Raw genomic sequence first — 21,446 nt, forward strand, 5'->3', positions numbered from 1 at the left:
TATGACCACAACTGCCTCAACAACGGCAACCCCATCAGGCGCACAATCAGCCCTGCTTTGGATGCCGGAAAAAGACCGGATACATGACAGCCTGATGTACCAGTTCATGGTTGCAGTCAGCGCAAAAAAAGACACCCTATTTCACGACTACAACCAGCTACATCAGTGGAGTGTCAACCACAGTGAAGAATTCTGGGATTTGCTCTGGGACTTTTGCGGTGTTGAAGGCGCGAAAAAACCGCCAGTCAGCTACTGCCCGCCAGCAAGCCAAGCCCCAGCCAAAGACACCCAGTGGTTCCCGCACGCAAAACTGAACTATGCAGAAAACCTGCTCAAGAACTGGCACCAGCGAGCAAAAGAAGACGCGCTCGTCTTCCACAGTGAAGGCGACAGCTCACGGATTCAACGACTGAGCTGGGAACAGCTCTATCACCAAACCGCTCAGATTGCCGGATTCCTGCACCAGGCTGGCGTCACGAAAGGCGATGTGGTGGCGGGCTATTTACCAAACCTGCCGCAGACCATTGTTGCCATGCTGGCCACCACCGCACTAGGCGCAACCTGGACTTCAACCTCTCCGGATTTTGGTGCCGACAGCGTCATTGAGCGCTTCGGTCAGACTAAACCTAAAGTCCTGTTTTTTGCCGATGGCTATTTTTATAACGGTAAAACGCACACCTACCGCCAGAAAGTAGCCGATATTGCCGCTGAACTGGAAGGCCTGACCCACGTGGTCACAATCCCATACGTTGGCCTCTCCGCCAATAGTGACAACGTCACTAATGTAACCGATACAACAAACGCAATAACCATTCCGGGTGTCAGCGAACATCACTGGACGCAGATTCTGTCATCGACGGAACCCTGCGAACTCGGTTTTACCCCAGTGAGTTTTGATCACCCGCTGTATATCCTTTACTCCTCCGGCACAACCGGCAAACCCAAGTGCATTGTTCACAGTGTGGGCGGCACGCTGCTAAATCACCTGAAAGAGCATCAGTTACACAGTGATGTAAAACCGGGCGACCGGCTGTTTTACTTCACTACCTGCGGCTGGATGATGTGGAACTGGATGGTCACCGGACTGGCATCAGGAGCTACGCTGATCCTGTATGATGGCTCGCCTTTCTACCCCAACGGAAATGTATTGTGGGACATGGCTGAACTAGAAAACGTTACTTTGTTCGGCACCTCGGCCAAGTATCTTGAAGCACTGGAGAAACAGGTAATCCAGCCGATTCAAACTCACAAGCTGAATAAGCTGCGTACCTTGTGCTCGACCGGTTCGGTGCTTTCTCCTGAGCAGTTTGACTACGTCTACCAGTCCATTCATCAGGATGTTCAACTCGCGTCTATTGCCGGCGGTACGGATATATGCGGCTGCTTTGCGATCGGCAACCCCATCAGCCCGGTATATCGTGGCGAATGCCAGGGACGTGGATTGGGGATGGATGTTCAGGTGTTTGATGGCGAAGGACATCCGTTGTATGAACGTCAAGGCGAACTGGTGTGCTGCAACAGCTTCCCCAACCAACCTTGCGGTTTCTGGAATGACACGGACGGCAGCCGTTATCACAGTGCCTACTGGGACACTTTCCCCGGTGTCTGGCATCACGGTGACTACGTCTCACTAACCAAACACGGTGGTCTGATTTTCTATGGCCGTTCCGACGCAGTTCTGAATCCAGGTGGCGTACGTATCGGTACAGCGGAAATTTACCGCCAGGTTAACCGCCTGGATGAGATAAAAGATTCACTGGTTATCGGTCAGAACAAGGCCAATGATGTTCGGGTGGTACTGTTTGTTCAACTCAATGAGGGCGTCTCTCTTAGTGAGGAACTGGAAAAAACCATTCGGGATCGGATTCGTACCCATTGCTCACCCCGGCATCTCCCGGAAGTGATTCTGAGTGTCAGTGATATTCCTCGAACCAAATCCGGCAAGCTGGTTGAACTGGCAGTCCGAAACGTGGTTCACAACGAGCCCGTCAAAAATCTGGGTGCGCTGGCCAACCCTGAAGCTCTGGAAGAGTTTAAAAATCGTCCGGAGCTGAAGCTTCCCTGAGACTTTTGAGGGTTAGACGGCTACAAGCGCCTGAAAACCCTCTTTTCGCTTCCGGCTGGGATGTTATGATGATGCCATTATCAAGCATGATGAGCGGCCAAAATTTATGAAGCGCATCCCAACCAATATCATTACCGGCTTCCTTGGAGCCGGTAAAACCACTGCAATTCTCTCTTTGCTTGCCCGTAAACCGGAAAATGAAAAATGGGCCATTCTGATCAATGAATTTGGCAATGTCGGCGTAGACGGCGCGATTCTGGATCAGCAAGGTGCCATCGTAAAAGAAGTTCCGGGTGGCTGCATGTGCTGTGTCGCAGGTTTACCGATGTCTGTCGGTATCAATGCCCTGCTGGCACAAAAGCCAGATCGCCTGCTTCTGGAACCGACCGGCCTTGGGCATCCGAAAGAGATCATCAATAAACTAACGTCTGATACTTACCGCGACTACATCGACCTGAAAGCAACCATCACGCTGGTTGATCCGCGTCAGTTTTCCGATTCAATCTACACTGACAATCAAAATTTCCAGGATCAAATCGCGCTGGCAGATATTCTGGTCGCCAACAAAGTTGATCAGAGTCAGCCGGATGACCTGCGCGCTTTTGAACAGTATGCCGATACCTTAACACCGGCCAAAGCCGTATTAGGTCATGTTGAGCAAGGTGAACTTGCGCTTGAATGGCTGGAAGTTGAACGTCTTGAGCGTCAGGCAAGCCACAGCCATCACCATCACGGCCATGAGGAAGACGCTGCGCCACTCCCGGGGCTGGAACTGGCACCGGGACAACAGTTTATCCGCCGTGAAAATAGCGGTCAGGGTTATCGCAGTTGCGGCTGGTTTTTTGCGACAGATCTGGTGTTTGACTTTTCTAAGCTGTTTACCCTGTTTTCAAACCTGAATGCCCAGCGAGTCAAGGCCGTCGTGAATACCGAACGTGGCTGTTTTGCCTTCAACGTTGTTAACCGGGTGGTTTCGGTCAACGAACTGTCCCTGGAAAACTTCGAATCCCGCATCGAGGTTATTGATAAAGAAAGACTTCCTTACGATGAACTGGAAACTATCCTGTGTTCATTAACGAGTGAAAAGTGACCCAAACCTTGTAACTGAACTGTTAAAAATCATTTTGACTGCTAATAATGAAACTGACATCACCCATCGGTGAAGCAGGATTGTTATAAAAACAGTTCAGGACTTCACCACAGCCCGCATCGACTCATTCGCTGTTGTGGGCTGAGTGTCTATTACCCAATCCGGGCACTGCTCGGATGGCGATTAAGCAAGGAGCAACCATGCTAAACCCTTCAACTGCACAAGCGGTGATTGACCATGCCCTGTTTCTGGGTGCGGACTTTGCTGAATTGTTCGTTGAACACCATCAGTCAAGTGCCGTAGAACTGATTTCCGGTGACATCGATCAAATCAGCTCAGGTATTGATTTCGGCATCGGCATACGCTTGTTCTTCGGCAATAAAATTCTGTATGGCTACACCAACAGCACAGACGAAGAAGAACTGAAGCGCGTCACCAGCCTGCTGGCGGCAAAAGACAAGCGTGATCAGATCGCTCAAGCCGGTTCACTGAATCTCAGCAGACACAATAACCTTCATACCTGCCAGCAGCCTCTCAGCCAGAACGGCTACCTGGAAGCGAAAATTGCGTTCCTTCGCCAGTGCAACGACGCAGCGCGTGCCGAGCATGAAAAAATCAATCAGTTCATTGGTCGCATCATGCAACGTGAGCAGCAGGTTGAAATTTTTAACTCTACGGGTCTTCACATTGGCGATACCCGTCACTATACCCGTATTGCCGCAACCGCTATTGCTAAAAACGGCAGTGAGCAGTCTACAGGGTTTGAATCCCCAGGCGCACTGACTGGTTGGGAGTTCAGCAACAGCCTGAACGCGCAGGCTCTGGGACAAACGGTCGCACAGCAGGCGATGGTGAAGCTGTTCGCAGAAACCTGCCCGACCGGCGAAATGCCAGTCATTATCGGTAACGGTTTCGGTGGCGTCATTTTCCACGAAGCATGCGGCCATTTGCTGGAAACAACCTCAGTGGCGAAAAAAGCCTCCGTTTTCCACGACAAAATGGGTGAACTGATTGCAAACCCGGTCGTGAATGCGGTCGATGACGGTACCCTCACCAATGAATGGGGTTCCATCAACATTGATGATGAAGGGATGGAAACCCAGCGAACCCAGTTGATCAAAGACGGGAAGCTAACCAGCTTTATGGTTGATCACATGGGCTCTCTGAAAACCGGTTATGCCCGTACCGGCTCGGGCCGTCGTGAATCCTATAAATTTGCCCCGGCATCCCGGATGCGTAACACCTTTATTGAACCGGGCAGTAGCTCGCTTGATGACATGGTTAGCAGTGTAGAACGCGGCATTTATGCCAAGAAAATGGGGGGCGGTTCCGTTCAGCCGGGGACCGGCGAATTCAACTTCGCCGTGCAGGAAGCCTACCTGATTGAGGACGGTAAAATCACGCGTCCACTCAAAACTGCCACCCTGATCAGCACCGGCCCGAAAGTATTGAAAGAAATTTCAATGGTCGGCGAAGACTTTGCCATGGCGGCAGGAATGTGTGGGTCGGTCAGTGGGTCGGTTCCGACAACGGTCGGCCAACCCGCACTGAAGGTCGACAACATTCTGGTAGGAGGAGGGAACTAATGGCCGATCAACAACAACTCCAGCAAGCCATTGACCAAGTGCTGGACCGCGTGCGTACTGCTGGCGCAGAGGCTGATGTTATTGCCAGTGCCGGTCACCATTTTTCGCTAAAAGCCGACAAAGGTGAGCTTGATGAGTACAAAGTGACGTCCGGACAAGTTATCGGTGTGCGCATTATCAAAGATCAACGTATCGCCACCAGCTACTCCGAGTCACTCGAGCCAAACAGCCTTGATCTGATGGTCGAACAGGCGCTGACCAATGCCCGTTACACAAAACAGGATGAGCATCAGACAATCAGCTGTGCTGATAGCCAACTGACAACCAACTGTCCTGAAATCTATCAGGCTGACACCGCAACTGTCGATGACAAAATTGTCCTGGCGCTGACACTGGAAAGCGGTGTAGTTGCTAAACCCCACGCCAGCTCAGCGCCGTACAACGGCTATAGTGAATCAGATAGCCAGATCATTCTGGCGAACACGCTGGGCACCCGCTGTTTCCACCAGGAGCGTTCAGCCTACTGCTACGCCTACACCCTGTATGAGAAAGACGGTAAGCAGTCTATGCATGGCGGCATGTCTTCCGGTCGGCGTTTTGACGAACTGGATAGCGAGTACGCAATCAACCATGGTTACGATATAGCTCAGGCTCTGCTTGAAGGGGCGCCGGTAAATACCGGCAGCTACAGCGTCATTTTTGACCTGAGTTGCCTGAGCAACCTGTTCAGTGCGTTCAGTCTGTGCTTTTCAGGCCCATCGGCCATGAAAGGCATCAATCCATGGCGCGACTCACTGAATCAACAGGTCGCCAGCCCGCTATTAACTATGACTGATACGGCTTACGTGCAGGGCGGCTCGTCCATAAAGGCATTCGACAGTGAAGGCTTTGCAACCCGAGATACCGTATTGCTCGGTGAGGGACAACTGCATAGCCTGCTTCACAACAGCCATACCGCCAACTACTTCGGTATTGCAAACACCGCGAATGCCGCCCGGTCGGCAAAAGGTGGGCTGGGAATTTCGCCACGCCACACGGTTATCGCAACCGGTAAGAGTTCTGAGGCTGAGCTAACCGCCGGTGAATACCTGGAACTGGTTGAGCTTCAGGGCGTCCATTCCGGCGCCGATGCCGTCAGTGGTGATTTCTCGTTTGGTGCCAGCGGCTTCCTGTGCCGTGACGGTCAGCGTATTCAACCGGTCCGCGGGATTACCGTCGCAGGCAATTTCTATCAAATGTTAAAAGAAATTGATGCGGTAGGTAGTGATCTGATTACTGACTATGCACGTCAATTCTACGCGCCGAAAATGCGATTCAGCCGTCTGAGTATTGGCGGAAAATAAACGTCTATTTTTCATCCAGACTCATCCAAGCAGCGGGTACGTCCCGCTGTTTTTTCACCATCGCCTAATTTCCCCCATCCTTTTATTTTCTTTCGAGCCTTTCTTCTTCCGTCAATCTTTCTTGTATACGGCAACATTCCACACTATTTTCAATTAGGAGGATCCCCTCTTACCATTCTGGTCAGCCGTATTTATTGGTCACAAGGAAGCGTCATGCAAATACCTCAATACATGCAAGCCAATTTGGAAAAAGTCATCAATCAACCTGAGTCGGATACAAATCTCCCAGGGATGTTCAGTGATAAAGACCGCTTGTTAAAGCGGCTCGGTAATGCCAATTGGCGCGCCTTTCAGGCGCTGAACATGCAGTTTGATACTCACCTTCACTGGGAAACTTTACTTAAGGCCGCTGACGACTGGAAAGCAGCCTTAGACGGGGTCGAGTTCCCCTGGTTAGTCTGGAGTGTTGATGAAGACTGGGCCTATGTGCAGCAGAAAATGGTATCCGATGCAGGCTGGACACCTGTTGTCGGTTTTGACCCTAGAGCCGGGGCTCCCAAAAAGCTGACTCCGGATGCCATTCTCATCGATTTTAATAAGCATCTTCAGCTCCCGATTGTATACATGCACCTTCCCATCGATTTCATTTTTCATTTCGCACCTCGAATGGCATTTTTCCATTCAGATTTGATTATTCGACCAGACAAAATGCGCTGGTTATCAGAACTGTTTAAAGATCTTCCTGATGGCGAAATAGCCATGACCAACCTGACAAAAATCAAAAATCCTTTCCTGCAAAAACTGCTTGTCAGGCCTTTTAAATTGTTTGAACTTGCCGGCTGCATTACTCGTGGGGCCAGCCAGGATATTTTCGACAAAGGCTGCAGTATGTGGCAAGGCTGGGCTTTTCATCCCAACTGCCCTGATGAAGCAGAATTTAACAAACGATTAAAGAAACATTGGGATCATGGTGCCGGTTTGCTCTACTGGCAAAAACGTTATGGTGGAAAAGTCACCATTATTCAGGAGCACTTTTTGGACGAGGGGCATTTCAGCCGAACAAGCAAGGATAACTTTAAAGTCATTTCCGATAACAATGAGAACCGCAATACCGGGTTAGATCTTCGTTCCAATTACAACGTGTACGAACTTGCACAGGCGTTTGGTATTAAGAGTGACTAACCTCCTATTGAGATTTATTCTGTAGTTACTGCTTAGCAAACTTGGGGGACATTCCCCCATCCTCTTTCGCTGAATTTTTTATTAATGATTTAAAAAACGCACTCTTTCTCACAGAAATCTGACATAACTGTTCAGTTTTTATCAAGCCTCTGATAATACTCTGAAAAAGCGTCACTATACTTAGCAATCGCAGTGACATTGAAAACAAGTGACAATAAGAGGTGACGATCAGTAACCTGATCGTGTTGATGGTTGTCAGGGGAAGCAAAGATCCAAATGAGACGGATCTTCACTTTTAATCTGACAGAGCCACTCATGCATTCAAAAAAATGACATCATGCTAGTTGTTCTTGTCAACGAAAAAAAACCAACACAATGGAGAAACACATGAAACGTTCACTAACTATGATCTCTGGCCTTATCCTAAGTGCAACTCTGATGGGCTGTTCAAGCACTGATGAAGTAGATCAAATGACTCAACTGACTAACAAAGTTGACGCGCTGTCTGAGCAAGTATCTTCTCTGCAATCTCAGCAAGACTCTATGGCTGGCGCAATCAACGAAACTCGCGCTGCTTCTGACGCTGCATACCAGGAAGCAATGCGTGCTAACCAGCGCATCGACAACATCGCTGGTTCTTACAAGAAGTAAGCATTTTGAAGTGGCGCTCCGGCGCCACTTTTTCATTGAATAACGTTTAATGAGTGGTTTTACCGGCAGTCGGTAACAGGCGTATCATCTCAAAGCCAACTCAGCCGAATTCCCTTCATAGCACCCAACCCGACATTTATTTCGCTCAATGCTTCCGCTGTAGAACCTTACTCCAGAAAGCCAAAAACTACCTAGCTACTGAATGAAAATTGCTGAACCCAGCAACCTGACAGTATGTATCAACCAATTGCCCTGTCCGGATCCACCAATCCATAAGTCATGACACTGGCTTCGCCTAATTCAGGTTCCAAAAAGTCTCTGACCACGTCAATAGATTCAGCTTCCCACATGCACTGACAAAGCTTGTTCCTTTCAACAACCATAGTGCTGTGCAACCTCATTCCCACCGGCGGATGTGTCAGCGTTCCACTCGCCTTCTGCCAGAACAGTTCCGGATCGGTTATCTCATGCTGAGTCACAATGTACATACGGCTTTACTCCTGCCTGTAAGATGAAAATGGTGAAAAAAGATTGGGTTACTAGGAGTATAGAAGGAATTAAAGGTCGTTTGTGCATCGGAGCCGCAACAACATTGCCGCAATGGCATACAGCTCTGATTATCCAGTAATACGATGATAAAGTGACAATTTATACTATCAGTTACGGCTCGTCTTTAGTCAGTTCCGGCTGAAGTGTAAAAATATGTGAGGCAAGTGACGGAGTGATTTCCGCTTTGCCATTTTTAGAGAAATCAAACATCACGACTTCGGCTTTGCCAAGGGTCGTCACTTTCCCCAATCGCTTGCTGACAATTTGGTATTCCATCGTGAATCGGTCTTGCTTCACTACAGACACTCGACTACCAACAAGCAGAGTATCAGGATAAGTAACCGGTAATTTATAGCGACTGGATGTTTCGCTCAGTACCGGCCCGATATTGGTTTTCTTCATCTCTTCCATGATGTTGATTTTGGAAAAGTAGTCCAATCGGGCTGTTTCAAAATATCTGAAATACACCACATTATTTACGTGATTCAGGGCATCCATCTCCCCCCATGCGACTGGAATTTCGGTAATGACGGGGTAATCCTTCAACAATGCTTCCATGACCAAATCCTTATTAAGCAAAAAATAAACGATTAATTTAAACAGACGTTAGAATCATTAAAGTAATTTCTTACCAACATTTTTGCAACAACCATCGAAGAGTTATGCTTTTGGCATCACTTTATCTGGCACATTTTTAACCAGCCACAATTATGCTTGGACAAGATTTCTTCAGTTATGAAAGGTGAGTGTAAAAAATGGCCGAGAAAACAGCAGAGACCTGAATTTATAAAGGATTAGCGAAGTATTTACGGTATCCTAAGCCACCATTTTTAGAGCCTGTCGGTATGCAGTTAACATTTTATTGGCAGGTTCCGTCAGACAACTCAGTTTTGTCCAACAGTTAGACGCATATGCTTTACAACGATAACCTCCCAGTTCGATACCCTAAGGGTAATTTTGCAATGGTCACGGTATACAGTTTTACCGGAGCCTCGATTCTTGCATCAATCATTTTTTCTCTTCTTCTGTTTTTATCGATTGATGAAGATCCCGTCATGCAGCTGTTGTTTGGTGGACTAGCGGTCATTTTTGAGCTGGGTAAATTCTTTGCCTGGTACGAATTTGGCGAGCGCCGTTCACGTCGCAACTATGCAGGCGCCTTCTCTGCTTTCGCTTTCTACTCAGTACTGGCAGCCATTTCCATTGGTGGTTCCATTGGTGGTATCAACAGTGCGACCAACAAAGCCCAAAGCCATATCAACGTCCAGCAAAGTAAGGTTAATAGCTACAATATGCAGATTGAGGCGATCGAAAAACAGATCGAACTCAATAATATCGCTGCAGAAAAATATATTCAGATGGAGCGTATCGCTACCGGTGTAGCGCGTATCCAGGAACAAAATGACAAGCTTCGTGAGCAACAAATGCAGCTCGCGGCAGAACGTGACAGTCTGCCTGTTGTAACGCAGGGATCTGTGATCGGCCTTATCGACAGCTTGGCCAAATCATTGGGAATCGAAACCCAGACCGCACAGCTAGGTCTGGTTGTTTTCTTGTCTGTGCTGCTCGATTTCTTCGCGGCCTTCTTCGTTGGCCTGATCGGCGAAGAGCTGCGTTTCAGAAATCAATTCCGTCAGGGAGGTGGGTTTACTATTGACAGTTTTGCCTGCTCACCGGCGGAGCCTGAATTGCTGAGCCATCAGCCATCAGTTCAAACCGCACAAGGCGATTCAGACGATCCGGCATCACAGGCAGACACTGATGCCTCACCGCCTAAGGAGCCAGCGAAGCCGAAAACGCTTTACGAACAAGCGATAGAAGCCCTGAGTACGAACAAGGTTAACTGCACCAAGCGTGCTGTCACACGTCACCTGAAAGTGAGTACCGAAGAAGTTGATGAGCTGTTCAAACGCTTTATGGAAGAAGGGATTGTCAGCAAAAAACCTAACAACCACTATCAGTGGCATGGTGTAACCGAAAGCTAATCGCCGTTGGCTCGCTATCGACTAAGACTAAGACGAATATTAAGGCTTAGCCCTAGCATTAACTGCCACTGTAGCAACATGAAAGAAACGGCATAAAATCAGCGACAATTTGATACAAATGAAAAACCGGCAAGGTCAGCTAACCTGCCGGTTTTTTTATTGTTTGTGATTCTAATAAATAGCACCGATGAGCAGAAATTCACTGCTATACCCCACCATGAGATACCACAGCCGTCAGTCGACACACTGCTGCTTAAGCCACCGACCTAAGGTGATTATCTCTGGCTGGCGAGCTCGGGATTGTTTGTACACAAAATACATGTTGTCACCCGTCGGTAACTCATGCATTGGTATTCGTACCAGATGCTGTAGCCGATCTTGATCAGTCAGGAAATAATCATTCAAAAATGCGATCCCCTGATGATACTTGGCCGCCTCAGCCGCGAGGACCATATGACTAAAATGATTCATCTTAATCGATTCAGGCAATTCGAATCCGCCCAGTTGACACCACACTTTCCAGTCATATCCCTCCTCTCCCCGCTTAAAGATAGATGTCACCGACAGCAGAGGGTGTTGCCAGAGGGCATCAGGTAACGGCTGGTCCTGCATCTGCTGCCACAGTCTGTGACTACAAAACGGATAGAGCAGCTCCTTATATAGAAACTCACTGACATAGTTTTTCTTCGGTGGATACGCCGTAATAAAACAATCGGCGACATCGTCGGTAAAGTCTGGCTCTTCGGTCACCATATTCAATGTTAAATCGATTTCGGGATGCATCTGTCTCAGGTTTTCCAGGCGAGGAACCAGCCATTTTACAGCCAGAGAGCTATACAGTGACAACCGGATACGACCACTCTCACCTTCCCGTATTTTGCGACTGGCCTGCGATATTCCCTGTAAAGCATGCGTCACCTCCGTAAAGTAATTTTCACCTGTTACAGTCAGCGATAACCGCCTCCCCTGCCTGATAAACAAGTCTTCGCCCAGATACTCTTCCAACAATCGCACCTGATGGCTGACAGCGCTTTGCGTCACATTCAGAGCATCTGCTGCCTTCGAAAAACTGTTCATACGCGCTACAGCTTCAAAACATTGAACAGCCCTCAGCGGTGGTAACCTCATTATTATCTCAGCTCATACTGAATCAATTTTTATCATTTTATACGATAGTAAAGTCTGACATAAGCTTATGGCATGACAGATTGAGGCACAGCGCACGCCCGATCGACTCAATAAGACTCAAACAAATTAATGCCAGTAATGTCAGGAGAGCAGTTATGCCCAACATCTCTGTCGGACTGGCGATGGGATTACTGGTATTCGGTAACCTTATCGCCATTCTTTCCGATGCTCTGATCAAAACACTCGGTGGAGATATTGCCATCTTCCAATTTGTCTTTTTTCGCCAAATCACCGCAGTGATCATTCTGCTACCTTTCTGCTTAAATGCCGGAAAAGCCAGCTTTATGGATGGATTGAAATGGCACGCACTCAGAGCTCATATTTGGCTACTAGGTGCCGTATTTATGGTGATAGCCATCAACGCCATGCCATTGGCAACCGCTAACGCCATTTTCTACGCAGCGCCATTATTGATGCTGCCAATGGCATTAGTTCTGTTCAAAGAACAGCTTTCACGTTATTCGATCATTGCCGGCGTTTTTGGTTTCCTAGGTGTATTGGTCATTATTCGTCCAACCGAAATTAACTGGGGGGCGATCGCTGCCTTGGTGGTTGCGTTGACCATTGCCGGAAATAACCTGTTGATTCGAAAATTACCCAAACACCAGAGCGTTCCTCAGACACTGCTCCTGACTAACCTGGTTGGGATTCCGGCATCATTAGGCCTGGCAATATGGGAAGGGCGAGCCTGGGACTTTGAACCGCTACTAACAGCTGCGGGCTCAAGCAGTTTTATTCTTATTTATGCTGGTACTTGTGTTGTCGCTTACCGCGCAGCAGACAGTAACAAGATCGCCAGCGCTGAATACAGTGGCCTGATTGCGGCCGTTATTGCCGGGCTGATATGGTTTGATGAAATGCCTGATCTCATTATGGCTTTGGGAACAGCAATGATCATTTTCCCGCTTATTCTGCTGGCAAAATACGAGAAATCCCGTGAAACGTTGTAGATCTCTGCAGTTCAAAACCATCACAAAGGCATGATAGAACCATGCAGGAAAATTTCACTGATGCTATGAGGTGGATGTTATTAGCTGGATCATTTGAAGCTGATATTGCGAGACTCATGCTGCAAAGCTGACTATTGCAAAGCTGGTTGTAGCTAGGCTGATGCTGCAAGACGATTGGCCGAAGAAGTCGACTCGATAAAGGTGTCTTAGCACAAAAAACGTATGGAAAAGTGGATTAGGAAACAGGCTTAGAAAAAATCAAAGTGTAAGATTAGGTGCAAGATAACGGTGCAATGAGAATCTTTCATTGCTTTTCAGCATAAGAAAAGTGCCCGCCAGCACTTTTCTTATCAGTACGATTAAACACCTTGATTTAAGGCTGGTCAGTCGGTGACGCAGACAGTGCCATTGCTCCTGCTGCAGTACCGGCTGCTTTCTTGATCCACTTTCCTTGCTGCTCGGCAAGGGTCTTCAGAAAAACAGAGATTGGAACTATTGGCCCCATCATGTTCACGCGAAGTTGCTCAGCACCAGATGCGTAGTGCATTTCTGAAGAATCAGACGAGGAGTAATTGTACTTGTAATTAAACTTATCGGTCGCGATGTGAAGCAAATCAAAGTCTTTACGATGGCAGGAAACATATGCCCGCCAATACATCGCATCCAGAATCTCGCCCGGATGTTCTGCTCGAATGATGAACCGCCAACTTCCCTCTTCACCGTAAAAATCGAGCGGAAAAAATTTATTTGTTCTTTTTGTATTAAACAAGGTCAATGAATCCAGTTAATCGCCCAGTTTTAGGAATTATGCAGTGATTATCGAAGAATGGAAGTCTTGAAGGAGGAAATCGGTAAATTTTGACATAACTGTACGTTTTTCGACGTACTATCTTCGGAAGGATAACACAAAAAAAATTACATTATCAGACTTGTTTATTAACTTTCTCTGCCTATAATGCTGAAAACCGGAGCGTCTGCCAACGCTCCGGTTTTTTTGTGCCTGCTAACTGGTGATCTAACTGCTATCTGCCAATAGCTGAAAGCCAGGAAGCAAAATTCGATAGATTAAGGAAAAACTAATGCGTATCGAACAAGACTTGAAATTGGGTTTCAAAGATGTACTGTTTCGTCCAAAACGTTCAACTCTAAAAAGCCGCTCTCAAGTTGATTTAACCCGCAATTTTACATTCAAGCACAGTGGCCGTCAATGGTCTGGTGTACCTGTTATTGCCGCTAATATGGATTCCGTGGGTAGCTTTGACATGGCGAAAGCCCTGGCGCGACACAAAGTCATGACCGCAGTCCACAAGCACTACACCGTTGAAGACTGGGCAGGCTTTATCCGCGACAACGATGCTAGCGTGCTAAACAATGTCATGGTGTCGACCGGTACGTCTGATGCCGACTTCCAGAAAACCAAAGACATCATGGCCTTGAGCGATGATCTTATCTTCATTTGCATCGATATTGCCAACGGTTACTCAGAGCACCTGGTCGAGTATGTTGAGCGAGTACGCGCAGCCTTCCCTGACAAAGTGATCAGTGCCGGAAACGTAGTGACCGGTGATATGTGTGAAGAGCTGATTCTCGCCGGTGCCGATATCGTTAAAGTGGGCATTGGTCCAGGCTCGGTCTGTACCACCCGCGTAAAAACCGGTGTTGGATACCCACAGCTGTCTGCAATCATCGAATGTGGTGATGCCGCACATGGCCTTGGCGGCCAGATCATCGGTGACGGCGGCTGTACTTGTGCCGGTGACGTTTCTAAAGCCTTCGGTGGCGGTGCCGACTTCGTGATGCTGGGCGGCATGCTGGCCGGTCACGAGGAAAGCAACGGTGAAGTGATCGAGCAAGACGGCGAGATGTTCATGAAGTTCTATGGCATGTCATCCCAGAGCGCGATGGACAAGCACTCCGGCGGCGTAGCCAACTACCGTGCTGCTGAAGGAAAAACCGTACTATTGCCATTCCGTGGCCCGGTAGAAAACACCATTCAGGACATCATGGGCGGTGTGCGCTCAACCTGCACCTACGTTGGCGCGGCGAAGCTGAAAGAGCTGACCAAACGCACCACGTTCATCCGCGTTCGCGAGCAGGAAAACAACGTTTACGGGAAAGAGTAAACTCGGTTTTTCCGCAGTTTTTAGGGCCGCTTTTAAGCGGCCTTGTTCGTTGCCAGAAACGCCTAGTGGCGACAAAGTGGCGACAGCTATAAAAAGCCGCCAATAAAAGCACAGCTATTTCGTGACTCGAAAACTTTTCAATATCACAGCCCAATCCCCACCAAACCCTGTGATCAAAATTGAAATTCTGATCTTTACATCACATCACCACAACCCAATAAATATGAATCACTTAAACGCCACCACTCAACCCAATGAGATCAACACGGGATCATTGAGATCGTGACGAAATCTATTCCCTACCCTGTGATATCAAGTGCTTACCTATGCATGCATCCATGTTTTCGTGTCGGAAAATTTCAGAAAACCTGATAGAATTTCATTTTTTGAAATTTTTAAAAACTCGCTGTAAGCCATTCTTAGGGGCTTTGAATCTCTGAATACCCCGCGCCAGCTAAGGCTTCGAGCGTTGAACCCTGTATGTGGCTGGCATGCTATTTTCGCAAAAAATAATTTCGTAAAACCGCACAAGGCAAAGCGCGCGGGAGGGGAGGAGGAGTGCGGATTCCGTCACGTGAGTGCGCGATTCCGTGGCGTAATCGATAGGTACAAAAAAAGCGCCATTCATTAACGGCGCTTACTCAATCGATGTCGTTGCTAGAGTATCAAACAGTGTGAGACGCTGTTGGATATGTACTAATGCTTACGTCAGTCCAGCCATTATCTGCAATCAGCTTTTTAGCTAATACCTTAGCTTCGCTTTGACTCTCTGACTTAACCGACACCACAAAGAAATTTTCAATGCCATCTCTCGCTACCGTCGCCGACCAAGCACTGTAGTTTTCATTCTTGGGGTTTGGGCTACAACAAGCCTCATAAAGTGCTTGCCGAATGTTTTCAGGCGTTGGCGTTCCTAACTTGCTTTCGTATTTACTGTTCCCAGTTGGATACGCATACCAAGTCTTCGTGTTAATACAAACATTATAAGTAAACAACATTTGGGTTCCTTCTTTCTGTCATCCATTGCCAATTCAACAGACAGAATAAGTCCTTGCATGCATATGATTCAACTCCCTTACGCATAAACAAGAAAGCGCCCTATTGGGCGCTGTTAATGTGGAAGGCTGATTACTTGGTGATGGGGTCTAACCTGGCTTTAAGTTTGGATGCTTGAGTTCCCGGGCCTTTGATATCTGCTGATTGCTCTGGCGGTGAGGTTGGTGCTCCCGTCTCTGGGCTCTTGTGTGTGTGGCTGGAACAAGCACTGGATAGGTCACTAACCACTTGCATCAGATCGCTGACCAACTTCAACAGGTTCTCGCTATCTGAGCCAAACCAACTCTTAGGGCTGCGGTAATCCTGCGATGCTTTAGCCTTCACTTCACGCAATTCACATTGCAGTTTGGCCAGCTTGTCGGTGACATCGTAGAAGTTACCGCTCTGGTCGACGTGCTTATACACGCCTTTGCGTTGCTGGTAGCGATACTCCCCTGCTTTGATGGCCGGCAGTCTCCAGCCCAGCGGTAACACAGTGCGGATGAATGGTTTATCCGCCTGGCCAAACATCCACCCAATCTCCACAATACTGCCAATCGCAGGCGGTGCCAGCATTCCGGCAAACTCTCCGATTCCACTCACCGGAAGCGACACGGCCTGTAGCGGCGGAGTATCTTTCAGGGTATTGCCCTGTTCATCAAGCAACTGGATATCGGCCGCATAATGGGGATAGAAGCGGTCTGATTTATCGCCTTCTTCCGGCAGCTCTGGCAGATCAACCACCTTGCCCCATTTTGGCAGATGGGCCTTGGCCGTCAGCTCGGGGAACAGGCGTAAAATGATACGCTTGAGGGAATCTACATCCATGTCAGTTTGCTCTCCGTGCCGGAAAACTCAACGGCTTTAAGTCGGATACCGTTCACTAGCGCGCCCGGTTTAAGTTTCGGGATACAAGGAACGGTCACTGTTTTATTGGCGGTGTGTCCGGTCATGAATTCATTAGGCAGCGTGGTTGGCTTATCGCCCCAGTAGGAATCCTTCCAACTGCCTACATACACCTGGCCATTGCCCTGCTGCTGCCAAAACAAGTCTGGTATGTTGAAGGCTTGTGCCAGCTCATCCATCACCCGGTAACCATTACCGTCACTGTAGAAACAAGGAATTGCGGTTTTGCTGTAGGCCCGCTCTGGTACCACAAACTGCAGGCCAGTCTTGGCGGTCACATAGCTCAGCAGCTGCATCAGGGTCGGGTGGCGGATCACAACAGGCAGCGGGTGGTATAGTACGGCGGCCAGCTCACGGCAGAACAGTTTGGAATATCCCTTTTCAGCCGGCAGCACCCGTTCAATAAAACCGGTGAACACCCGGCTTACTCTATCCCCCCAACCGAGGTCGACGGCCACTACGCTGTTTTTGTCTGGGGTAGTTTTAACCGTCAGCTGCGCCCTGCCCGGCGTGTTGATATCAAAGACCAGGCGATGGTCGCTGACGGGCACTTTCTGCGCCCCGATATACATTTGGATTGTGAAGCGGGAATTGTTCATGCCAGCCAATTATCAAAATCCTTCAGTGTCTTTTGCCAGCCGGTCAGCTCAACTTCCGTCCCCGGTGGGACATTCGGCTGCTCAGCCGATGCCGTCACCGGTGTGGTAATACCCTGCGCTTGTTGCTGGGCGGCAGGTTTATCCGGCTGGCGCTGTTCAACCCGCTCTGGCACCGACAAGTGCTCGACCAACTCAAAGGACACAGACCACTGGCGCAGGGAATCCTGCTCATCGGCTCGTATCGCCCCCTGAAACTTGACCTGTCTGATTTTGAGGGTTTCCGCTGTCCGGTTGCTGATGCGGTAAACATGGCGGGCACCGTTGTCCTGCTGCTCAGCCAAAGTGAAAATCCGGCTCAGCAAGCCCGCGCTGCTGAACGGCACCACACCGGAGACAGCCAGGGTTTTCCCTTTGCTGCCAGTTTCCGCCTGGTCTGTCGCCGAGGTCTGGCCGGACATATCTTTTCCGGCCAGTTGCTGACGCACGCTGATGCGCAGGTTTTTGAGTAGGAGTTGAGTGCCGTCGAGAGTGAGCATTGTTTTCTCATCTTCAAGAAACATCTTCAAGAAACATCTTCAAATCGTTCATTCACTTGAACATATCCATGAAATAAATCGATGGGACTTACAAAATCATACGTGGCGCCTTTTTCCACCAATGTTCCTTTTGAGCTTAAACATTTTGTCGGAATATATTGGGTAGCTGTTTTTACTATTGTACAATCACGTAGATGATGGTGAGAAAAGTCTGCATTACCAGACGTTCGGCTTGGTAATGGTATGATCTGTGACCCATAAAACCATGCCTCGCCTTCTGAAACTAAACCTCCAGAATTGGCGTCATATGATATGCATGACCCGCCGTGAACTTCTATAAGATGGTCAACAGTAACTTCCACGTCAAACATTGTGCAATCTGTAATAATTACCCTTAATTTGATTTTGTCTGAATTAATGTTTCTATCATCGGGTATCGGATCATACTGAATTAACGTTTCTGCCCCTGGTATACCATCATCATGAAACGGATTTCGATTAGCATTAAAAATTCTCGATATACACCAAACTGAATTATGAGCACCGGATAGAACCGATGCAGATTCAACCGGCATTTTTACATGCTTATCATTAGGTCCATTGACCGCTGATATATATGCATTTGCATTTTCCTTTGAATAATTAACGTTATCGACAACAATTCGTGCTGGTAGTCTAACGCCAGTAGTAATAGCGTATTTATTGTAATCGACACAGACCACACCGAACTCATGGCGATTTAAATGGCTGTCTGGTGCATTGATGACAACATTATGAATGTTAATGTTTCTCCCCCATTCAGTTATTTGTTGAGCGCCATAATCACCACTGGAAACAAAATCAACAATTTTGATTTTGTCCGTGACTGGCATTTTAGAATCTATAACCAGTGTCAACCCATCAATGTCAATATTACCACGCCATTCAGCGCCATAATCTGGACGGAACTGAACTACAGATTTATACCCATACTGAGAAGCATTAAGCTTGGTTGACTTACCAAAAAATCTAGAACAGTTCTTTAATTTTAAATAACCACCACCACTACCGACCATTACTCCCCATTCCTTGAAGTGAGTATCCTCTGCATAAAAGTCCCACAGGCCAAAATGACAGTCGATACGGTTTATTTTTGATGATTTTAATGACAGCCCATTAATATTATTAAACCCAGAAAAACCCCAGCCACAATAACCATTAATGTTTTCCATTTGAAGGTCAACAATACCGTTGCCACTTAAACCATACGTCCCTTCCGTACCTTCCAATCTTGTTGGTGCTTCTCCATTAACATTAATCAGACGAATATCCGCTGCATGAGTAATTTTCATCGTAGCTCGAATATTTAGCTCATCTGACTGAGTTTTATCTTTAAAACCAATCAATTCCCAAATCGTGTTATTTCTTGCTATATCAAGAAACACATGGCTCGGGCTTCTGTTTAAGTCAATAAACCCACCCTTGATTGTGATATAGCTTTCCTCTAAGTTTCTATATTTTACTGACAGGCTTGTTGCTCCGGAATAATCAAATCTAAGCGGCTTATTCAACTCTCCGTTCTTAACAACACGATTAGGTTCTTTCTTGTAAATAAACGTCGTGCTTTCAGGTTTTCTTTTTATATGCTCAAGATCGGACTCAATGAACACATAAGCATTGTGTAACGATGAGAGGCTAGCAACATGACTAGATGTTTCATAAAAATCAGCATGATTGAGCACGCCCTGAAAATCAGAGAGAGGATTACCTTCAGCACGGAACAAAACCGGAAAATCCCATGTCGCAGGACGGCCAACATCTTCATGTATGACAAACTCTGTCATTCCCCAATCAACATTGGTATTGATGACTGCCAAATAACTATCATCAATTAACGCGATCCCATCTTCATTGACAACTGGAAGTTTCTTTAAGTTCGCACAATCATGACAATCTTTAATTTGACGCATAACGGTCGATTGACCATCTAGAACAGCTCCAAATTGCCGATAGTTTAATGGGCTGCTAATTATCTCAAATTCACGCCCGTTAGCATCATAAACCAACCCAATATTTAGGTAGCTCTTACCTGCCTCATTCACTATCTCGTTACCAGTAAAGGCAAATTCTGCATTGCCCTTATCACCTGGCATATAAAAACCACGTGTTACGATATGACCGCAGTTCATTGGCTGTTTAGAGATACTAACAAAACTAGATGTAACTTTCGTTGTTGCTTCTTGCCCACCCTCAGGCCGCAAATCCGCCACCGTTCCATCCGCCATCACCTGCGCGATTTTCACCACGTAGTGAGGCAGCCCCTGAGCGTCCAGGTAGTCGTCTTTCTCATCGGCAGATACAACAAAATTGAATGTTGTTACCCACTCACCGGTTGGGGTGCCTTCGCGATACGCATCGATATAAATGAATGACGGCTTGACCGGCACCTGCAGGAAGCGCTCAAACTCAAGCGTGACACGGTGACCGGATACATAGCCTGCGCCCGGCGCTACCTTAAAAGCCGTCGACTGTGGAGTTACCAGGAAACCGTCCTCAATAAACCAGTCCTTGCCGTTCTGGTCGACAATGGCCTGCGCCGAATCACTGTCCATCTTCTTCATTCGTGGGTCGGCGTTGTACTGCCAGCTGGATGCATCCACCGTGATATTGGTGATGTCAGCCACACCGGTGTACTGCAGCACCTGCGAACGAACCAGTGTGTTTCCGGCAACCCCCGGCTGATCGGCAGTCTTCGGAGTACGCTGTGGATAATGGATGGTGACCAGCACATCATGTTCGCTGCAGTACAACCCTGACCAGTTGAAGTGAAACGGGCCAACATCGCTGGCCAGCGTGGACGAGTAGATCACCGAGTTGGGATTCAGGCGGCCTTTCTCATGGATGATTGACTCATGCACCACATAGTCGGTCGGCACTCCGTCTTCGCGCTGCGGGAAATCAGGGCGCTCCGGCACATCTGCGAAAACATACTTATCAATCACCAGCTCTTTTTCTTCAGCAGCCAGGCGCGCCAGCAGCTCTTCACCCGCTTTGGTCAGGATCTGGACAGAGGTTGTATTGGTCATGCGGTTTCCTTCATCGGGTGTGTGATCACCACACACTCTAATTCCATGTCAATGTTCTGCAGACTGGGCAGCAGTGCCACTTCCATTGGCTGGGTCACTGTGGCCATGTCATATTCAGCTTCAAAGGTCTGCGGTCTGGCCTGCAATGGCAGGTCGATATAAGTGGTGTACTGATAGCGCCGACAGGTACGGCCATACTGCTGAATCACGGTATCGAGCAATTGGGGTACTTCGGTCAGGTCGCCGTCCTGAATTTTCAGGCTAATCACATCCCAGTCGACGTGGCTAAGCCGTTCGTCCTGGGTAATATGCGGATAGCCCAGCTTGGAAAACATGTCTTCCCAGCCCGCGATACTGCCGCCATCGCGGGCAAAGCTGTAGGCATGGGCCACCCGGATACGAAACAGCGCTTCCGGCTCCTGCCCCAACCGGCTGACATCACGCTGCCACGCCATCAGTTCAACCAGGCCTATGGGGGCCGTCAGCGGGTCATGCTGCTGCAGCGGCATCTTGAGTGCGGCTTCAACATGACCCCAGTAGTGCTGCAGGGCTCGGGCGAACTTGGTCAGCTCGCCCCGTCCCATCCACCACTT

General features: G+C 48.2%; 19 protein-coding genes. 9 read left to right on the top strand and 10 right to left on the bottom strand.

Annotated features, from left to right (window positions below; all coding sequences use genetic code 11):
• Position 1 precedes the first annotated feature (1 nt).
• The 6 genes from FH974_RS21375 (at position 2) to FH974_RS21400 (ending at position 7,917) form a co-directional block, all read left to right on the top strand.
• A complete protein-coding gene (locus FH974_RS21375; protein ID WP_053061866.1) occupies positions 2 to 2,065 on the top strand; it encodes an acetoacetate--CoA ligase in 2,064 nt (687 codons plus the stop codon).
• Between the two features lie 106 nt (positions 2,066 to 2,171).
• Positions 2,172 to 3,155 (top strand): CobW family GTP-binding protein, encoded by a 984-nt coding sequence (locus FH974_RS21380; protein ID WP_047885846.1) that lies wholly within the window; start codon positions 2,172 to 2,174, stop codon positions 3,153 to 3,155.
• 200 nt (positions 3,156 to 3,355) lie between these two features.
• Positions 3,356 to 4,741, top strand: coding sequence for a TldD/PmbA family protein (locus FH974_RS21385; protein ID WP_207103746.1), 1,386 nt, complete (start codon positions 3,356 to 3,358; stop codon positions 4,739 to 4,741).
• The gene (locus tag FH974_RS21390) at positions 4,741 to 6,084 is read left to right on the top strand and encodes a TldD/PmbA family protein (RefSeq protein WP_047885848.1); all 1,344 of its coding nucleotides are present in this window, start codon (positions 4,741 to 4,743) and stop codon (positions 6,082 to 6,084) included. Before FH974_RS21385 ends, FH974_RS21390 begins: the two co-directional genes overlap by 1 nt.
• A 213-nt stretch (positions 6,085 to 6,297) precedes the next feature.
• Entirely contained in the window at positions 6,298 to 7,266 is a 969-nt protein-coding gene (locus FH974_RS21395) for a hypothetical protein (protein WP_146149698.1), read from the top strand.
• Positions 7,267 to 7,653: 387 nt separating this feature from the next.
• On the top strand, positions 7,654 to 7,917 hold the full coding sequence (locus FH974_RS21400; RefSeq protein ID WP_047885849.1) for an Lpp/OprI family alanine-zipper lipoprotein: 264 nt from the start codon (positions 7,654 to 7,656) through the stop codon (positions 7,915 to 7,917).
• 239 nt (positions 7,918 to 8,156) lie between these two features.
• Here FH974_RS21400 and FH974_RS21405 read toward each other — a convergent pair whose 3' ends face one another.
• Together FH974_RS21405 and FH974_RS21410 are read right to left on the bottom strand one after the other, a co-directional pair.
• On the bottom strand, positions 8,157 to 8,405 hold the full coding sequence (locus FH974_RS21405) for a hypothetical protein (RefSeq protein ID WP_047885850.1): 249 nt from the start codon (positions 8,403 to 8,405) through the stop codon (positions 8,157 to 8,159).
• A gap of 172 nt (positions 8,406 to 8,577) precedes the next feature.
• Positions 8,578 to 9,024 carry an acyl-CoA thioesterase gene (locus FH974_RS21410; RefSeq protein ID WP_047885851.1) on the bottom strand — a complete coding sequence of 149 codons (447 nt, stop codon included), beginning with the start codon at positions 9,022 to 9,024 and terminating at the stop codon, positions 8,578 to 8,580.
• 353 nt (positions 9,025 to 9,377) lie between these two features.
• Between FH974_RS21410 and FH974_RS21415 the strand changes: the two genes are divergently transcribed.
• Positions 9,378 to 10,451: a hypothetical protein gene (locus FH974_RS21415; RefSeq protein ID WP_047885852.1), complete on the top strand. Its 1,074-nt coding sequence runs from the start codon at positions 9,378 to 9,380 to the stop codon at positions 10,449 to 10,451.
• Between the two features lie 234 nt (positions 10,452 to 10,685).
• Here the strand turns inward: FH974_RS21415 and FH974_RS21420 are convergent, their stop codons facing one another.
• Positions 10,686 to 11,579, bottom strand: a complete 894-nt coding sequence (locus FH974_RS21420; protein ID WP_047885853.1) for a LysR family transcriptional regulator — start codon at positions 11,577 to 11,579, stop codon at positions 10,686 to 10,688.
• A 155-nt stretch (positions 11,580 to 11,734) separates the two neighbouring features.
• Between FH974_RS21420 and FH974_RS21425 the strand changes: the two genes are divergently transcribed.
• A complete protein-coding gene (locus FH974_RS21425; protein ID WP_047885854.1) occupies positions 11,735 to 12,589 on the top strand; it encodes a DMT family transporter in 855 nt (284 codons plus the stop codon).
• 373 nt (positions 12,590 to 12,962) lie between these two features.
• On the opposite strand, the gene FH974_RS21430 is transcribed toward FH974_RS21425, so the two are convergent.
• Positions 12,963 to 13,358 carry a hypothetical protein gene (locus FH974_RS21430; protein ID WP_242551905.1) on the bottom strand — a complete coding sequence of 132 codons (396 nt, stop codon included), beginning with the start codon at positions 13,356 to 13,358 and terminating at the stop codon, positions 12,963 to 12,965.
• A gap of 310 nt (positions 13,359 to 13,668) precedes the next feature.
• Between FH974_RS21430 and FH974_RS21435 the strand changes: the two genes are divergently transcribed.
• Positions 13,669 to 14,712: a GMP reductase gene (locus FH974_RS21435; protein WP_047885855.1), complete on the top strand. Its 1,044-nt coding sequence runs from the start codon at positions 13,669 to 13,671 to the stop codon at positions 14,710 to 14,712.
• Between the two features lie 665 nt (positions 14,713 to 15,377).
• On the opposite strand, the gene FH974_RS21440 is transcribed toward FH974_RS21435, so the two are convergent.
• From FH974_RS21440 to FH974_RS21465, 6 genes are all read right to left on the bottom strand, one after another.
• Positions 15,378 to 15,710: a hypothetical protein gene (locus FH974_RS21440; protein WP_047885856.1), complete on the bottom strand. Its 333-nt coding sequence runs from the start codon at positions 15,708 to 15,710 to the stop codon at positions 15,378 to 15,380.
• A gap of 130 nt (positions 15,711 to 15,840) precedes the next feature.
• On the bottom strand, positions 15,841 to 16,575 hold the full coding sequence (locus FH974_RS21445) for a hypothetical protein (protein ID WP_047885857.1): 735 nt from the start codon (positions 16,573 to 16,575) through the stop codon (positions 15,841 to 15,843).
• A complete protein-coding gene (locus tag FH974_RS21450; protein WP_422894369.1) occupies positions 16,566 to 17,225 on the bottom strand; it encodes a hypothetical protein in 660 nt (219 codons plus the stop codon). Before FH974_RS21450 ends, FH974_RS21445 begins: the two co-directional genes overlap by 10 nt.
• 23 nt (positions 17,226 to 17,248) lie before the next feature.
• A complete protein-coding gene (locus FH974_RS21455; RefSeq protein ID WP_047886328.1) occupies positions 17,249 to 17,788 on the bottom strand; it encodes a baseplate complex protein in 540 nt (179 codons plus the stop codon).
• A 26-nt stretch (positions 17,789 to 17,814) separates the two neighbouring features.
• On the bottom strand, positions 17,815 to 20,853 hold the full coding sequence (locus FH974_RS21460) for a phage tail-collar fiber domain-containing protein (RefSeq protein ID WP_053061868.1): 3,039 nt from the start codon (positions 20,851 to 20,853) through the stop codon (positions 17,815 to 17,817).
• Positions 20,850 to 21,437, bottom strand: a complete 588-nt coding sequence (locus tag FH974_RS21465; protein WP_047885859.1) for a phage tail protein — start codon at positions 21,435 to 21,437, stop codon at positions 20,850 to 20,852. Before FH974_RS21465 ends, FH974_RS21460 begins: the two co-directional genes overlap by 4 nt.
• Positions 21,438 to 21,446 lie beyond the last annotated feature (9 nt).

The sequence above is a fragment of the Photobacterium ganghwense genome (assembly GCF_017329545.1).
Classification (GTDB): domain Bacteria; phylum Pseudomonadota; class Gammaproteobacteria; order Enterobacterales; family Vibrionaceae; genus Photobacterium; species Photobacterium ganghwense.

Coding starts and splice junctions, on each gene's coding strand:
- FH974_RS21375 (WP_053061866.1), top strand. CDS start 2: ATGACCACAACTGCCTCAACAACGGCAACCCCATCAGGCGCACAATCA.
- FH974_RS21380 (WP_047885846.1), top strand. CDS start 2,172: ATGAAGCGCATCCCAACCAATATCATTACCGGCTTCCTTGGAGCCGGT.
- FH974_RS21385 (WP_207103746.1), top strand. CDS start 3,356: ATGCTAAACCCTTCAACTGCACAAGCGGTGATTGACCATGCCCTGTTT.
- FH974_RS21390 (WP_047885848.1), top strand. CDS start 4,741: ATGGCCGATCAACAACAACTCCAGCAAGCCATTGACCAAGTGCTGGAC.
- FH974_RS21395 (WP_146149698.1), top strand. CDS start 6,298: ATGCAAATACCTCAATACATGCAAGCCAATTTGGAAAAAGTCATCAAT.
- FH974_RS21400 (WP_047885849.1), top strand. CDS start 7,654: ATGAAACGTTCACTAACTATGATCTCTGGCCTTATCCTAAGTGCAACT.
- FH974_RS21405 (WP_047885850.1), bottom strand. CDS start 8,405: ATGTACATTGTGACTCAGCATGAGATAACCGATCCGGAACTGTTCTGG.
- FH974_RS21410 (WP_047885851.1), bottom strand. CDS start 9,024: ATGGAAGCATTGTTGAAGGATTACCCCGTCATTACCGAAATTCCAGTC.
- FH974_RS21415 (WP_047885852.1), top strand. CDS start 9,378: ATGCTTTACAACGATAACCTCCCAGTTCGATACCCTAAGGGTAATTTT.
- FH974_RS21420 (WP_047885853.1), bottom strand. CDS start 11,579: ATGAGGTTACCACCGCTGAGGGCTGTTCAATGTTTTGAAGCTGTAGCG.
- FH974_RS21425 (WP_047885854.1), top strand. CDS start 11,735: ATGCCCAACATCTCTGTCGGACTGGCGATGGGATTACTGGTATTCGGT.
- FH974_RS21435 (WP_047885855.1), top strand. CDS start 13,669: ATGCGTATCGAACAAGACTTGAAATTGGGTTTCAAAGATGTACTGTTT.
- FH974_RS21440 (WP_047885856.1), bottom strand. CDS start 15,710: ATGTTGTTTACTTATAATGTTTGTATTAACACGAAGACTTGGTATGCG.
- FH974_RS21445 (WP_047885857.1), bottom strand. CDS start 16,575: ATGGATGTAGATTCCCTCAAGCGTATCATTTTACGCCTGTTCCCCGAG.
- FH974_RS21450 (WP_422894369.1), bottom strand. CDS start 17,225: ATGTATATCGGGGCGCAGAAAGTGCCCGTCAGCGACCATCGCCTGGTC.
- FH974_RS21455 (WP_047886328.1), bottom strand. CDS start 17,788: ATGCTCACTCTCGACGGCACTCAACTCCTACTCAAAAACCTGCGCATC.
- FH974_RS21460 (WP_053061868.1), bottom strand. CDS start 20,853: ATGACCAATACAACCTCTGTCCAGATCCTGACCAAAGCGGGTGAAGAG.
- FH974_RS21465 (WP_047885859.1), bottom strand. CDS start 21,437: ATGGGACGGGGCGAGCTGACCAAGTTCGCCCGAGCCCTGCAGCACTAC.